This window comes from Caballeronia sp. KNU42 (genome assembly GCF_053760385.1).
In genome coordinates this window covers 1,187,794-1,202,235 of sequence record NZ_CM132390.1, presented here as the reverse complement: position 1 = coordinate 1,202,235, position 14,442 = coordinate 1,187,794, and the positions used below count along the sequence as shown (strand labels likewise).

Below are 14,442 nucleotides of genomic sequence, written 5' to 3'. Positions count from 1 at the left end.
GGAAGATGATTGAACCGGCTAGCCCCATGCGAGGATAGCGACCGTATAAACAATGCCGATCCAGAACATCATGATGACCGTATAGCCCATGATGTCCTTCAGCTTGAGCTTCGATAAAGCCAGCGCCGGCAGGATCCAGAACGGCTGGATCAAGTCGTTCCAGGCGTTGCCGAGCATGACCGCGGTGGCCGTATGTCCCACGGACGCACCAATAGCCTTCGCCGCCTCGATCATGAACGGCCCCTGGATAACCCAGTGACCGCCGCCTGAAGGCGCGAAGAAGTTGATGAAGAACGAACTGATGAGGCCCCAGAACGGCAACGTATGCGGCGTCGCGATCTTGACGAAGAACTCTGAGAACGTATTGACCAGTCCCGACGATGCCATGATCGCCATGATGCCCGCGTAAAACGGATATTGGAGGATGATGCCGCTGATCGTACGGATGCCTTCGTTGAGTTTCTCCACGTAACGGATGGGCGTGCCGAGCAAGATGATGCCGAGAAACAGGATGATGAAGTTGATCAGGTTCAGGTCCATCGTGCCGCCGCCGTGGAAATACAGCACCACGTAGACCACGCCGATCAGTCCGATCAAGCCGCTCAGCAACCGGCTGTTGTTCAGGCGGCTGGCGAACGTGTGTTCGTCGCCGGCGTCGGCTGGAACGGCCGCTTGGGCTGCTCGTGTGCGCTCTTCCAGCGTACGGTCGATCTCGGTCACCGGCTGGCCCGGCTTCGGATGCAGCCACGCATTAAGCAAGGGCAACGTGATCAGCACGACCAGGCTGGTCACGAGCATGGTCGGCGAGAAGATGGTTTCCGAGAGCGGAATCACGCCCATCTGCGCTTCCATGGGGTGACCTTTGGTCGAGATGAGCACAGGAATGCTCGCCGACAAACCGAGACCGTACAGCGTGAAACCGCTGTAGGCCGACGCAATGATCAACGGGTAATGCACGCCCTTCACGCTGAGCGCCAGCTTGCGGGCGACAATGCCGCCGATCACCAGCCCGAAGCCCCAGTTGAGATAACTGCCGATGCCGCCCACCAGCGTTGCAACAATGATCGCCATGCGCGGATCGTGCACCCGCATGACGATGCGATCGAGGAATCGCTCGGTCAGCGGCGCGGTCGCGAGCACGTAGCCCATCGCGAGGATCACGGCCATTTGCGTGGTGAACGCGAGCAGCGTCCAGAAGCCCTTGCCCCAGCTTGTTGTCAGCGCGACGATGCCCTGGCCTTGTACCAATACGGCCAGGACCATGGTGAGAAGGGTCAGCCCGATGGCAAATACGAACGGATCGGGCAAATACTTGCGCATCAGTTCGGTGAAGAATCCCGTTATTTTCTGCATTGCAATGTCTCTTGAGTATTATTTAGTTTAGCGAATTGATTAGTCATGTCTGCGCCCGAAAAAAGCTGGCAGCTCTACTCTGAGGAATCGTTGCCGGCAGCCGCCAGCCTTCGGTGGCTGGCCAGCGCCATCAGTTCGCGGTCACGCCATGCCACGCGTTCTTCCCATTGTTCAAGCGGCACCGCAGCACGCCTTGCTGCAGCCACCGTCTCGACCAACTCCGGTGTCCACGGATCGTGCTGCCCGCGCTCCGCGCCCATCCGTTCGTACGCGGGCCCCATCTTCTGCGCGTGCGATGTGATGCCGCCGCGCGTATTCAAATCCACCGTTTCGAATGGTCCGATCACGGACCACCGCAAGCCGAGGCCATCACGCATGACCTTGTCGATGTCCTCGACGCTCGCAACGCCATCGCGCACGAGGCAATACGCTTCGCGCAGCACGGCTCCCTGCAATCGGTTGAAGACGAAGCCCTCGACTTCTTTCGATACCAGCACGGGTTGCAGGCCGGCATCGCGGAAAAGTTGCAGCGTGCGCTGCGTGACGTCTGGCGCGGTAAAAGGCGCGGGCACAATCTCGATCACAGGAATCAGGTACGGCGGATTGCCCGGATGCGCAATCAGGCAGCGGTGTCTTCCGGCCAAATCGTCAGCAAAGCTTGATGCCGGCAAAGCCGATGAAGCGCTGGCGAAGATCGCCTTCGCTGGTGCAGCGGCATCGAATTGCGCAAACAGCGCGCGCTTGACGTCCACCCGCTCGGGCGCGCACTCCTGCACGAGATCGGCATCGGCAACCGCTGATTCAATGGACGCCGCCATCTGGACGCGTGCCGCCACCGTGTCAGCAGCTTCATCGATCAATCCGAAGCGCGCCAGTTCATTCAGACGCTGTTGGATCTCTCCAGGCGCCGCATCGCGGCGCGACGCGTCGGGATCGAAGAGACGCACGGGCCATCCCGCGCGCGCAAACACCACGGCGAACGCGACGCCGATACTCCCCGCTCCCACGATTGCCACGCGCCGCATTTCAGCCGTGCTCATCTCAGACTCCCGCTACGCCGACCGTCATCCCGCCGCACACATAGAGCACTTGCCCGGTGACGAAACCGCTGCGGGCATCGAGGAAATACGACACGGCATGCGCGATATCGTCCGGCGTACCCACGCGTTTCACCGGCACACTCTCCACAATCGCGCGCGTACGCGGACTGTCGGGCGGGTTCGCGCGATCGAAAAGTTCAGTGCGGATCGGGCCAGGGCCAATCGCATTTGCCGTAATGCCATGACGGCCGAGTTCGAGAGCCCATACGCGTGTCATGCCGAGCAACGCCGCCTTGGTGGCCGAGTACGCAGTACGTAGTTCCTTGCCTAGCGCTGCGCGCGAAGACATGTTCACGATACGGCCGAACCCCGCGGCCTGCATGCCCGGCAGCAGCGCCTGCATGCACTGCATCGCGCAACGCACGTTCAGGGACCACGCGAGCTCGAGTTCTTCGAGACTTTGTTCGCCTGCACCGGCCGGGACCACCACGCCGACATTGTTCACCAACCGCGTGATCGGACCTCCCGCGAGCGCTTGCTCGAGTGCTTTCGCTGTTGCTTCGGTATCCGAAAGATCTGCGATAAGGCCATTACCCACCCGATCGATCACAACGGCCTCGAAACCGTCCGCTTCACAGCGCTCGGCACAGGCCGCACCAATTCCGGCCGCGCCGCCGGTGATCAAAACTCGTTCTCGTGTCATATCGTGTGCTTGATGAAATCAGACAGTTGCAATCGGCGTCACGGGCGAACCCATCGCGCCCGGCAGGCGCAGCGGCGGCGCCGTGAGCATGAAGTGCGAGCGGGCGTTGGCGCGCAACCATGCCGCCAGATCGCGCAGGTACCAGAGCTCGCCGAGCGGCAGGCCGAGCTTGAATAAACAATGGTGATGCAGCGGCATAAGCGGATGGTGGCCTTGTGCCGGACGCGTGGGATAACGCTCGACCGCATAGTTGTCCGCGACCAGCGCCGCAATGCCTGAATCGGTCAGCCACTGCAACAGCCGCTGGTCGCGGCCGTCGAGTGCACAGCATTGACTGTTGAGCACGGCTTCGTCGGGATGACGATTCATTTCCAGCACCAGTTCAGCGAACCCGGTGCGCAGCAGCAGCATGTCGCCGCGATCGATCTGCACCCTGTCTGCATCGATTGCGAACATCAGGTCGTCGTAACCCACCGTGCGATGCTCGCGCCCGTAGTGCGCCACGAGATCGACAAGAACGCCGCGTCCCTGCATGCCCTTGACCGCGAGATTTTCGATACCGAGCGCGTCCGCGTGGCTATGTTCGTTTCCGCATGCATGCGGCGCGAACGCGTCGTCACGACGATATTCCATTGGCCCGACTACGTCTGCGTTCGCCTTGTAACCGTTGTAGTAGACGCTCTCCGCCACGCCGTCACCATCGGCGTCGAAGAGCGCGCCCACATGCGCAAGCGAATCCCATTGCGTGGAATATTGCAGGCTCATCAGCACTTGATCGTCGCTGACCACGTCGGTCGCGTGCTCCTCCATGCGCGCGAACGGAAAGTTCACGTAGGGCAAGCCGTCCTTGGTCGTGGGCCGCAAAACCGGGGGATGACGACGCACGTTCAGCTTGCTGTCGCCTGGATAATCCAGCGGCAGGGACAGGCAGAAACTCAAGCCCGCGCGAATCTCGCGCGCGCCTTTCAGCACTTGTTCCGTGGTGATCAGGTTCGGTCGTCCGAGCTGATCGTCGGGGCCGAAATCACCCCAGTTCGAACCGTCAGGCCTGTTTTTCCAGCGCCTCTGATCCTGCATGTTGTTCTCCTTGCACAACGGCTTGTGCCGTCGGCCCGACCATGGTCGCGTCAGCCGCTAGCCAATCAACGTCTGCGGTATCCGGTCGAAAATATCGAGGAGCGCCGCGACCGCGTGCTCCTGGTTCTTGAGCAAGCGCGCCTTCGGCCCGCCGATAACAAGCGCGAACGCTTCGCCGTGGATCGAGAATCCCTTCGCCAGGCCCGCGACATCCTCGACGTTCTCTCCGGTCGAACGATGCCAGCCAAGCGTCACGCCCTGCTCCACTTCCACCTCCAGCGTCGCGCGATCGATCACCGTGCCGTCCGTCGATGCGCTAAGCGGCTCGCAACTGTCGAGCAGGCGGCGGCGCGCATCGACCGGCAACGCACCCAGCAGCGCCTTGCCCGCCGCGCTGGCGTGGACGTACATGAAACCGCCGGGTTCATCGCTGTAGCGAATTTTCTGGCGCGATTCCATGACGTCAAGGTAGACGACCCGATTGCCTGCGAGCGTCGCGAGCCCGGCCGTTTCGCCGGTCGCGTCGCGCAAGGCTGTCAGCAACGGCTGGAACAGCAGCGTCAGCGGGTCCTCGCTGCAAATATCGCGTGCGACATGCAACAAGCGCTGCGTCGGGTAATAACCTGCTTTTACGCCCGGCGCGTAGAGATAACCCTTCGCCACCATCGTCTGCAAAAGCGCATGACAACTCGACAAAGGAATTTCGGTTCGACGCGCAATCTCGCTATAGATCATCGGTTGCCGGACTTCGGCAAACAGGTTGATCACGTCAAAGACGCGCACTGCAGTTTTCACATCCATGACAACATTATCGGTATATCGATAACTTGAGCGCAAGAGGTCTGGGGTATACACCTAGAAGTCGAGTTCGCTTACGGGTTTTGGGTCTCGATCAAGGTCATGGCGTGGCCGGCTTAGAAAAATCCGTTTAGATAGATAGTTATCCTGATAATATAAATTCGACGACCGGTGAAAATCTGCGGGAATCGCGCGGTGAGTCTATCCGGGAGTGCGATCTACAACGACGGTGAGTCTTTGCGGGACCTTGTAGTGAGCGTATCCGGGAACCACGAATAGAAGCGGCGAAGCCCTCATACAAGGCTTCGCCGCATTCCGACTGCTTGAACCGAGGCTGTCAATCCAGCATGACATTACCCGGGACCCCGTACTCCCTAAAGCTGCCGCGCGATCACCATGCGCTGCACTTCGCTCGTGCCTTCGTAGATCTGCGTGATGCGGGCATCGCGATAATGACGCTCGACCGGATAGTCCTCCAGATACCCATAACCGCCGTGAATCTGGATGGCCTGCGAGCAAACCCTTTCCGCCATCTCCGACGCAAACAGCTTCGCCTGCGACGCTTCGCTCAGGCACGGCAAGCCTTCCGTACGCATGCGCGCGGCGTGCAACACAAGCAGCCGCGCGGCGTTCAGGCTCGTCTGCATATCCGCGAGAAGGTTGGCGACCGACTGATGCTCCTTGATCGGCTTGCCGAACTGCACGCGCTCATGGGAATAGGCACGCGCCGCATCGAATGCCGCGCGCGCAATGCCCACCGCCTGCGCCGCGATGCCAATGCGCCCGCCCTCCAGGTTCGCCAACGCGATCTTCAAACCTTCGCCGCGCGCGCCCAGCAGGTTGGCCGCAGGAATCGCGCAGTCCTCTAGTGAAATCGGGCAGGTATCGGAGGCACGGATGCCCATCTTGTGCTCGGGCCGCCCGACGTTGAAGCCCGGTGTATTCGTCGGCACGATGAATGCCGACAAGCCCTTCTTCCCAAGCTCCGGATCGGTTACGGCGAACACGATCGCCATGCCCGCGCGCGTGCCGTTCGTGGTGAATTGCTTGGCGCCGGAGAGCACCCACTGGCCGTCGCGTTCAATCGCGCGCGTCTTCAGATTATTCGCCTCCGATCCGGCTTGCGGCTCGGTCAGGGCGAACGCGCCGATCATCTCGCCCGTTGCCAGTTTCGGCAGATATTCAGCCTTTTGCGCTTCGGTGCCGAACGCGAGGATCGGTCCGCAGCCGACCGAATTGTGCACGGCCATCAGTGTGGAACACGAGGCACACCCCGCCGCGATTTCTTCGATAGCCAACGCATACGCCACGTAGTCGCTGAATGTGCCGCCCCACTCCGCGGGCACGATCATGCCAAGCAAGCCGAGCTCGCCGAGTTGGCGCACGACTTCGTCCGGCAAGGCGGTATCGCGGTCCCATTGGCCTGCGTGCGGCGCGAGCACTTCGGTGGCGAAATCGCGCGCGGCGTCGCGGATCATGCGTTGGTCGTCGGTCAGGAAGCTGTCGATCATGATGGTCTGGCTCGTGTGGACTACAGGGAAACGGTCTGGGCTTACACTGCTGCGCTTAAGCGGTGGAACGGTCAAGCGGATGGCAAATAGGAAAGGCACATAGCCTCACGCCAGATTCTAGACGCGACACATCCGTCTGCCGATGCCTGAAACGATCAAGCTTCCTGAGCGAATGCGCCACCTAGTGACTACCCCGACATCGAAAAGCCCGCATGATCAGCAGCCCCGGCCGGCTGTGAACGTGGCTTCGCCTGCTCCCAGGACCCCACGCGGCCAAGGCAACGAACGCGGGACCATAGCGGGGGATTTCGTCGAAGAAGCGCTGCGGTGCGCCGAGCGTCGCGGCGTGGCGCGCATCGCGTTACTGGAGCGAGCAGGTATCAACCCCGCGACGCTCGCGGCTCCGCTCGCCCGGGTATCGGCTGCCCAATACGGCCGCTTGTGGAGTGCCATTGCAGACGCGCTCGACGATGAATTCTTCGGCCAGGACAGCCATCCGATGCGCCGTGGCAGCTTCGCGCTGCTGTGTCACGCGGCGCTGGGTTCACGCGACGGCGGCCAGGCGCTGACCCGCATTGCAGGTTTCCTGCGCCTCGTGCTGGACGACCTGCGATGCGAAATCGATGCGGACACGACACGCGTAAGAATTCGCCTCGTCGACACCGCTGCTGAAACCCGCTCACCCCGTCCGATGTTCGCTTACGCAACCGCGTTCATCATGATCTATGGTTTGCTCTGCTGGCTGGTCGGCCGCCGGATTCCGGTGCTGGCCGCGCATCTGCGCTGCCCGGAACCGGCGGCAACCGACGAATACCGGCTGATGTTCTGCGACGCAATGTTCTTCGACCAAAGCGCATCGTCAGTCGATCTCGCGCCGGACTGCGTCTCGTTGCCGGTCGTTCAGACAGCCGCCACGCTGAAGGTTTTCCTGCGTGAGGCGCCGGCCAACTTCATCGTGAAATATCGCAATCCCGATTCACTCGCCGCACGCATTCGCCGCAAGTTGCGGCAGGCGCCGCCCATCGACTGGCCGGATAGCGAAGACATTGCCGCAGCGCTGAACATGGCCGAAGCCACGCTTAGACGCCGCCTGAAGCAAGAGGGCGCGACTTATCAGTCGATCCGCGATGCACTGCGGCGCGATCTCGCCATCGCGCGGCTTGCCGACACGACGCAGACAATAGCGGAGATTGCGCATGCGCTCGGGTTTGCAGAACCCAGCGCATTTCATCGCGCATTCAGGAAGTGGACGGGGGTGCGGCCGGCGGCGTATCGCGGCATGCGTGCCGATACAAATACCGATATCGACGCATGACAACGCGCGCTCTTTCGCGCTGCTATAGTGAAAATCTGCTGGTCCATTGAAGGAGCATTGCCATGGCGCAACCGAAAACACTACCGCACAGCAAGCCGGAAACCCGAGCTGACGCAAATCACCGCGAGGCTGCCCTGGACGAAGCGCTGGACGAGAGTTTTCCCGCAAGCGATCCGGTCGCGATCTCGGTCGATCATGAACCTGCCCTGGAGCCGGAACGTCGCAAGAGTCACGGCAGTCACGACAGTCACAGCAAACGGACGCGTTAGTCCGCTCTAGTCGTCGAGCCCGGTCAGCAGCAGGGCCAGCTTCTCGACATGCTGCATCAGCATGGCGCGGTGTTTGTCGATCTGCTCGATCCGCCCGGCAAGATCGGCCTTCACCGGATCGTCCAGTTTTCCCGATGCGCGCAAATCGTCCGCCTTCGCACTGATGCCATCGAGCTGGACCATCGAAAGCTGCCGCTCCACGCGGCGCAGGTCAGTCAACAACAAGTCGCGGTTGCGCCGGAACATCTGGTCGCGCCGATTCGTCTCCACTTGCTGGAGCGCCTGGTCGGCAATGCGCCGGGTCGCCTCCGTCTGGGAGAGGAGCGGTTCCGGCCCACGCAGCACAGGCCGCTTGGGCGCCGGGTGTGCATTGCCTCGGAACACGGCAGCGGGCGTTTCCTCGTCCATTGCTCGCTGGGTCTCCAGCGGAATGTCGCGCCGGTCGCGGCGCTCGTCCAGCCAGCGCGGCGGCAAGCCGGTGACGGTTTCCACCCCGCGCACGAACTCTTCACTGAAATCCCGCCTTCCGGCCAGGATCAGTTTCATGTACGACGGGGAAAAACTCATCATGCGGGCAATCCTCGCGCCGCCAGCCGGCGATCCTGCGAGCACGTTCAGGTTGGCTCGCCACACGAGGTACAGCGTTTCATCGAAATCTTCCATGGGCTAGTCTCCAAGCAGACGGACTCGCAAGCGCCGCGCAGCTGGTTCACATGCGCTTGACGCTTAGGTCCTGGCGAGCCCGTCATGACGGCGACGAGCCGGATCGTGATCGGGGCGTCGCCTAAGTAGGCATCTGATCGCAATCTTACCGTTATCTCGATAATGCGCGTTTTGTCTGAGCAAGCGGTAAAAACTAGCAGAATCAACAGCAAACTCGTGGTTTAACGGCAACCCACGCGAATAGAGGCGCGTCATTGTGGGCACAGGGACGCAAAAGCCTGATCCCCTCAACCCGCCAGCAGGAATATCTGCCACACGAATAAACGCTCATTATGCGTGTGACAGATAATCGCAAAATATCTGCCACACGCATATTTGACAAATATCTGCCAAACGAATAAATTGCTTTTATTCGTGTGAGAGATAATTGCCATGCAGCAGACCATCACAACGCCTTACCAGATGGGTCAGATTCTCGCGGCCGGCCGTCGGCGCGCGGGCCTCACCCAGGCCGAAGCAGCCGCGCGGCTCGGCGTCAGTCAAAGCCGCATATCAACGCTCGAAACCGATTCCAGTGCGCTGACGCTCAATCAGTTACTGACGCTTTTTGGTGCATACGAGCTGCAACTCCAGGTTCTGGACAAGGGTTCGTCCGCTCCAACCTTCCCTACGTCTGTGCTGGAGTGGTAATGGCAGGTCGCAAGCCACATTCCCGAGCGCTGTCGGTATGGGTCAACGGCGTCCGCATGGGCGTCTGGAACATTCCCACTCGCGGCCCGATGGAACTCGCCTATGACCCCGAGTGGGCTGCGTCCGAACTTAGCCGGCCCCTCTCGCTGTCATTGCCCATCCCGCTCGACAACGCCCCGCTCAAGGGCGATCGGGTGCTTAATTACTTCGACAACCTGCTGCCGGACAGCGAAGCCATTCGAAAGCGAATCGGCCAGCGTTTTCGTACCGACACGCTGGATGCGTTTGATCTGTTACAGGCCATTGGCCGGGACTGCGTAGGTGCGGTCCAACTCCTGGGTGTCGACGAAGAGCCCACTGGTGTCGAACAGATCGATGGTACTCCGCTCAGTGACGGAGAAATCGAGACGCTCCTGAATCAAACTGCCGGCAGCGGCACTTTTGGCCCTCAGGACGACGAAGACGACTTCCGGATTTCTCTCGCCGGCGCGCAGGAAAAGACCGCGCTCCTCTGGCACGAGGGTCAGTGGATGAAACCCCACGGCGCCACGCCCACCACGCATATCCTGAAGCTTCCGCTCGGCCTGGTGGGTAACCGGCGCGCGGACCTCACCACGTCGGTCGAAAACGAATGGCTGTGCATGCATCTCCTGCACGCCTACGGCGTACCGGTCGCGGAAACGGAGATCAAGACCTTCGGCAGGCAACGCGCGCTGAGCGTCAAACGCTTTGACCGCCAGATGCACTCGAGCGGCAAGTGGATCTTGAGGCTGCCGCAAGAGGACTTTTGCCAGGTGATGGGCCTGCCCTCGCACAAGAAATACGAAAACGAAGGTGGCCCGGGCGTGATCGAACTGGCTCAAGTGCTTCAGCAGTCCGAGACGGCCAGGGACGACATCGAAACGCTGCTGACCACGCAGATACTCTTCTGGCTGCTGGCGGCCCCGGACGGGCACGCGAAGAACTTCAGCATCCGGCTGCTTCAGGGCGGACGTTACAAGATGACGCCGCTCTATGACGTGATGTCCATCTGGCCGGTCGAGGGGAAGGGAGCGAGCCAGTGGTCGTGGTTCAAGGCCAAGCTTGCGATGGCTGTATCGGGTAAGAACCGCCACTACGCTTTCCGCGATATCCAGCGCCGCCACTTCAACGCAATGGCGCCCCGATGCTCGTATGGACAAGATGCGGAGCCGATCATCCAGCGGCTGATTGCGCGCACGCCCGGTGTTATCGAGCGTGTCTCGGCTGAGTTGCCGGAGGGGTTTCCGGCCAAGGTCGCCGACCGTATTTTCGAGGGACTGCGCAGGACGGTGGCCTCACTCGACGCGATGCCAGCCAGGTTCGTTGCGTGAGCGGTGACATGAGCGGTGACATGAGCGACGACCTGCGCGACGATCTGGACAATTCAGCGCCAAACCCGGCTCTCGCCGGGTTTGAATCAGGTCAACCATGCCATCAAGGCACGTCGCGCAAGTACCCTTCCTTCGATGAATCGCGCATCCGCAACGAGACGATCCAGGAAATCGCGCACAGTGCCGTCACGTACCAGTAGAACGTCGACTCGCTGCCGATCGACTTCAGGAACAGCGCCACGTACTCCGCCGAGCCGCCGAACACCGCGTTGGCAACCGCATATGACAAACCCACACCCAGCGCACGCACTTCCGCGGGGAACATCTCGGCCTTGATCAGTCCGCTGATCGACGTGTAGAGACTCACGACAGCCAGCGCAACCACCACCAGTACGAACGCCATCACCGGGTTCGTGACGTCCTTCAACGCGTACAGGAGCGGCACGGTGCAGAACGTCGCAAGGCCACCGAACCAGAGCATCGACGTGCGCCGGCCAATCCGGTCCGACAACGCGCCGAATGCGGGCTGCATGATCATGTAGATGAACAACGCCGCGGTCATCACGTTGCTGGCCGTCTTGGCATGCATGCCCGCGGTGTTCACCAGATACTTCTGCATGTAGGTCGTGAACGTATAGAAGATCAGCGAGCCGCCCGCCGTGAACCCGATCACCGTGAGGAACGCGCCTTTATGCTGCATGAGGCCACGCAGCGTACCGGCCTCCTTAAGCTTGCGCGTTTCGGCGGTGGTGGTTTCATCGAGCGATTTGCGCAGATACAGCGACACGACCGCCGCGAGCGCGCCGATCCCGAACGGGATACGCCAGCCCCACGCCTTCAATTCTTCTGTGCTCAATACCTGCTGCAAAACGACCAGCACGAGCAACGCGGCAAGTTGCCCGCCGATCAGCGTCACGTACTGGAACGACGCGAAGAACCCGCGCCGCCCCTGCAGCGCCACTTCACTCATGTAGGTCGCACTCGTCCCGTATTCGCCGCCTACCGATAACCCCTGGAACAGTCGCGCGATCAGCAGGAAGAACGGCGCCCACGCACCAATGCTCGCGTAGGTCGGCAAGAAGCAGATCACGAGCGAGCCCGCGCACATCATCAGCACGGAAATCATCATCGACGTCCGGCGGCCGTGCTTGTCGGCGATACGGCCGAACATCCAGCCGCCGATCGGCCGCATCAGGAAACCCGCTGCAAACACGCCCGCGGTGTTGAGCAACTGCGTGGTCGGGTTCCCGCTTGGGAAGAACGCCGGCGCGAAGTACAGCGCGAGGAACGAGTAGATATAAAAGTCGAACCACTCGACGAGGTTTCCCGATGAAGCACCGACGATCGCGAAAACGCGTCGCCGGGTGTCGGCTGAACTTGAGAGGACGGTGTCGGCCATGCTGGATGAAGCTCCTGTCGCGTGTTGAAAACGGCGGCTTGTCACCGCTCTTGCGCCGGCCTGATACCGGCGATAGGCCGCCCTGAGTGGCGTTGGCGCGCAAGTTTATACGACGAGAAGCAGCTTGATGCAATATGACGGTCAGCCAAAATTCAGCTTACATATTAATTTTCATGGAAAGAAATTTGTCAAAACACGAAGTGATCGCAATTCCGTAAAGCCCTTTTTAGCTTTGAATTCCCACTGGATCAACGGTTTGCGGCCTACTGAGCGAAAGCGCGAAACGCTCAGGACAAAACCTTACAATCAATCGCATTGAAAGAATTTAGTAATTACCCTGAGTCACAAAAAACGACGCCCTGCCCCAGCGTTGACGCCCTCTATTCGCACGGCCCCTGAGCCGAACTCTTGCCATAATTGCGGACGCCTGGTTTTTCTGGAGAACCGCATGACCTCGCAGTCCGATCAAACGCATCACACGCTCGACGCCGCCCTGGCATCGAAATTCGCCCGGCTCGCACTGGGCCACCTGACGCGCGAATACCCGAACAAGCTCGACCACGTGATGGGCAGCGCCGCCGATGCCCAAGGCCCGCGCGCCCTCCATCCAATCTTCTACGGCAGCTTCGACTGGCACTCGTGCGTTCACGGGTACTGGTTGATTACGCGGCTTATCGACCGCGTTCCCGCGTTGCCGGAAGCGCCTGAAATTCGTGCGTTGATCGACTCGCATTTCACTCATGCCAACGTCGCGGCCGAACTCGCGTACTTGCAGCGTCCGGAGGCGCGGGGTTTCGAGCGTCCGTACGGCTGGGCGTGGCTGCTCGCGCTCGCGGGCCAGCTTCATTCGATGCAGTCAGCAGAAGGCCAACGCTGGTCAGCGACATTGGCGCCGCTTGCGCACGCGTTTGTCGAGCGTTTCACGGAGTACCTGCCGAAATTGACGTATCCGCTGCGGGTGGGCACGCATTTCAATACGGCGTTCGCGTTGACGCTGGCTACCGGATATGCGCGCCAGGTGGGTGACACGGCGTTCGAAACGCTGATCGCCGATACCGCGCGCCGCTGGTATCTGAACGATGCAGGTTGTCAGGCGTGGGAACCAGGTGGCGATGAATTTTTATCGTCGTCGCTGATGGAAGCCGAGTTGATGCGGCGGGTGTTGCCTCCGGCTGAATTCGCCGGCTGGTTCGACCGCTTCCTGCCGCGGCTCGACGCGAGCGAACCCGCCACGTTGTTCGTGCCGGCCACGGTGACCGATCGCAGCGACGGCAAGCTCGCCCACCTCGACGGCCTGAACCTCAGCCGTGCGTGGTGCCAGCGTTCGCTCGCGCGTGCGCTGCCGGCGGGCGACGTGCGTATCGGCTTGCTCGATGCCACGGCGAACGCCCACCTTGCAGTGGGCCTGGCGCATGTGGCGGGTGACTACATGGGCGAGCACTGGCTTGCGACGTTTGCGTTGTTGGCGCTCGAAGCCTGACTTTGAATTGTTTGACGCCTGGCGTTTTTCAGCTCTATCACCCGCGCGGCTGAAACGCGATCACGCTCATGCCGGCCAGCGCGATCGCGACGCCGGCGAAATCCCAGCTTGTCGGGCGAATCCGTTCGACGATCCATAGCCACATGATCGCCACGGCGATATACACGCCGCCATACGCGGCATACACGCGGCCGGCGGCGCTGGCATGCAGGGTGAGCAGCCATGCGAAGAGTGCGAGCGCCAGCGCACCGGGGAGGAGAAGCCAGGGCGAACCGTCCTCCTTCAACCATCGATACGGGAAATAGCAGCCCACTATCTCGGCAATGGCGGTCACGACATAAAGCAGGAACGTCTTCATAGTGGCAGCCGGGGTATCGAGTTCGCCAAGTGGCTTTTATGAGCGGTCTAATTTCCATTCGCACCAAGCGCTGCCAACCCTGCGAGCAATGCCTGATGAAACGCCTTCGGGTCCTGCATCTGTGGCGCATGCCCCAGCTCTGCAAACTCAACCAGCTTTGCACCGGGAATCGCCTCCACCGCGCGTTTAGCCAACTCTGGATAACGCCCGAGCATCGGGCGGATCTCCGGCGGTGCGAGATCCTTGCCGATCGCGGTCGTGTCGTTGGAAAGGAAGCGGCGACATGCTAGCTTAAAGGATTTCGAGACAGATTCAGTGGTAGCCTGATGCCTCAGGTGTGAGTACGGGAACATCTGCTCATGTCTCACTGATACGGGCAAATATATCGAATGTGCTGGCAGGCGTTGACGTGCCGCAGTGGGCACATGCTGACA

The 14,442-nt window shown here is 61.0% G+C and carries 14 protein-coding genes and 1 pseudogene; 5 read left to right on the top strand and 10 right to left on the bottom strand.

Annotation, left to right across the window (positions count from 1 at the left end):
* Positions 1-18: 18 nt before the first annotated feature.
* The 6 genes from ACSOSP_RS36560 to ACSOSP_RS36535 form a co-directional block, all read right to left on the bottom strand.
* Complete coding sequence (locus tag ACSOSP_RS36560) at positions 19-1,353, bottom strand: short-chain fatty acid transporter (protein ID WP_455313900.1); 1,335 nt, start codon at positions 1,351-1,353, stop codon at positions 19-21.
* A gap of 74 nt (positions 1,354-1,427) precedes the next feature.
* On the bottom strand, positions 1,428-2,393 hold the full coding sequence (locus tag ACSOSP_RS36555; RefSeq protein ID WP_455313899.1) for a 3-hydroxyacyl-CoA dehydrogenase: 966 nt from the start codon (positions 2,391-2,393) through the stop codon (positions 1,428-1,430).
* Between the two features lies 1 nt (position 2,394).
* Positions 2,395-3,096 (bottom strand): SDR family oxidoreductase, encoded by a 702-nt coding sequence (locus tag ACSOSP_RS36550; protein ID WP_455313898.1) that lies wholly within the window; start codon positions 3,094-3,096, stop codon positions 2,395-2,397.
* Between the two features lie 18 nt (positions 3,097-3,114).
* Positions 3,115-4,173, bottom strand: coding sequence for a cyclase family protein (locus ACSOSP_RS36545; RefSeq protein WP_455313897.1), 1,059 nt, complete (start codon positions 4,171-4,173; stop codon positions 3,115-3,117).
* A 57-nt stretch (positions 4,174-4,230) separates the two neighbouring features.
* The gene (locus ACSOSP_RS36540) at positions 4,231-4,974 is read right to left on the bottom strand and encodes an IclR family transcriptional regulator (protein WP_455313896.1); all 744 of its coding nucleotides are present in this window, start codon (positions 4,972-4,974) and stop codon (positions 4,231-4,233) included.
* A gap of 371 nt (positions 4,975-5,345) precedes the next feature.
* A complete protein-coding gene (locus tag ACSOSP_RS36535) occupies positions 5,346-6,479 on the bottom strand; it encodes an acyl-CoA dehydrogenase family protein (protein ID WP_455315347.1) in 1,134 nt (377 codons plus the stop codon).
* A 244-nt stretch (positions 6,480-6,723) separates the two neighbouring features.
* Between ACSOSP_RS36535 and ACSOSP_RS36530 the strand changes: the two genes are divergently transcribed.
* Both ACSOSP_RS36530 and ACSOSP_RS36525 read left to right on the top strand, forming a co-directional pair.
* On the top strand, positions 6,724-7,797 hold the full coding sequence (locus ACSOSP_RS36530; protein WP_455313895.1) for an AraC family transcriptional regulator: 1,074 nt from the start codon (positions 6,724-6,726) through the stop codon (positions 7,795-7,797).
* Between the two features lie 62 nt (positions 7,798-7,859).
* On the top strand, positions 7,860-8,066 hold the full coding sequence (locus ACSOSP_RS36525) for a hypothetical protein (RefSeq protein WP_455313894.1): 207 nt from the start codon (positions 7,860-7,862) through the stop codon (positions 8,064-8,066).
* Positions 8,067-8,072: 6 nt separating this feature from the next.
* On the opposite strand, the gene ACSOSP_RS36520 is transcribed toward ACSOSP_RS36525, so the two are convergent.
* A complete protein-coding gene (locus ACSOSP_RS36520; RefSeq protein ID WP_455313893.1) occupies positions 8,073-8,729 on the bottom strand; it encodes a hypothetical protein in 657 nt (218 codons plus the stop codon).
* 432 nt (positions 8,730-9,161) lie between these two features.
* Between ACSOSP_RS36520 and ACSOSP_RS36515 the strand changes: the two genes are divergently transcribed.
* Both ACSOSP_RS36515 and ACSOSP_RS36510 read left to right on the top strand, forming a co-directional pair.
* Positions 9,162-9,419 (top strand): helix-turn-helix domain-containing protein, encoded by a 258-nt coding sequence (locus ACSOSP_RS36515; protein WP_455313892.1) that lies wholly within the window; start codon positions 9,162-9,164, stop codon positions 9,417-9,419.
* On the top strand, positions 9,419-10,771 hold the full coding sequence (locus tag ACSOSP_RS36510; RefSeq protein ID WP_455313891.1) for a type II toxin-antitoxin system HipA family toxin: 1,353 nt from the start codon (positions 9,419-9,421) through the stop codon (positions 10,769-10,771). The genes ACSOSP_RS36515 and ACSOSP_RS36510 overlap by 1 nt, the downstream gene beginning before the upstream one ends.
* 103 nt (positions 10,772-10,874) lie before the next feature.
* Here ACSOSP_RS36510 and ACSOSP_RS36505 read toward each other — a convergent pair whose 3' ends face one another.
* Positions 10,875-12,170 (bottom strand): MFS family transporter, encoded by a 1,296-nt coding sequence (locus ACSOSP_RS36505; RefSeq protein ID WP_455313890.1) that lies wholly within the window; start codon positions 12,168-12,170, stop codon positions 10,875-10,877.
* A gap of 448 nt (positions 12,171-12,618) precedes the next feature.
* On the opposite strand from ACSOSP_RS36505, the gene ACSOSP_RS36500 reads away from it, so the two are divergent.
* Positions 12,619-13,650: a DUF2891 domain-containing protein gene (locus ACSOSP_RS36500; RefSeq protein ID WP_455313889.1), complete on the top strand. Its 1,032-nt coding sequence runs from the start codon at positions 12,619-12,621 to the stop codon at positions 13,648-13,650.
* 37 nt (positions 13,651-13,687) lie between these two features.
* Here ACSOSP_RS36500 and ACSOSP_RS36495 read toward each other — a convergent pair whose 3' ends face one another.
* Complete coding sequence (locus tag ACSOSP_RS36495) at positions 13,688-14,008, bottom strand: YnfA family protein (protein ID WP_455313887.1); 321 nt, start codon at positions 14,006-14,008, stop codon at positions 13,688-13,690.
* A 47-nt stretch (positions 14,009-14,055) separates the two neighbouring features.
* A pseudogene (locus ACSOSP_RS36490) lies at positions 14,056-14,271 on the bottom strand (alpha/beta fold hydrolase); the annotation flags it as partial.
* Positions 14,272-14,442 lie beyond the last annotated feature (171 nt).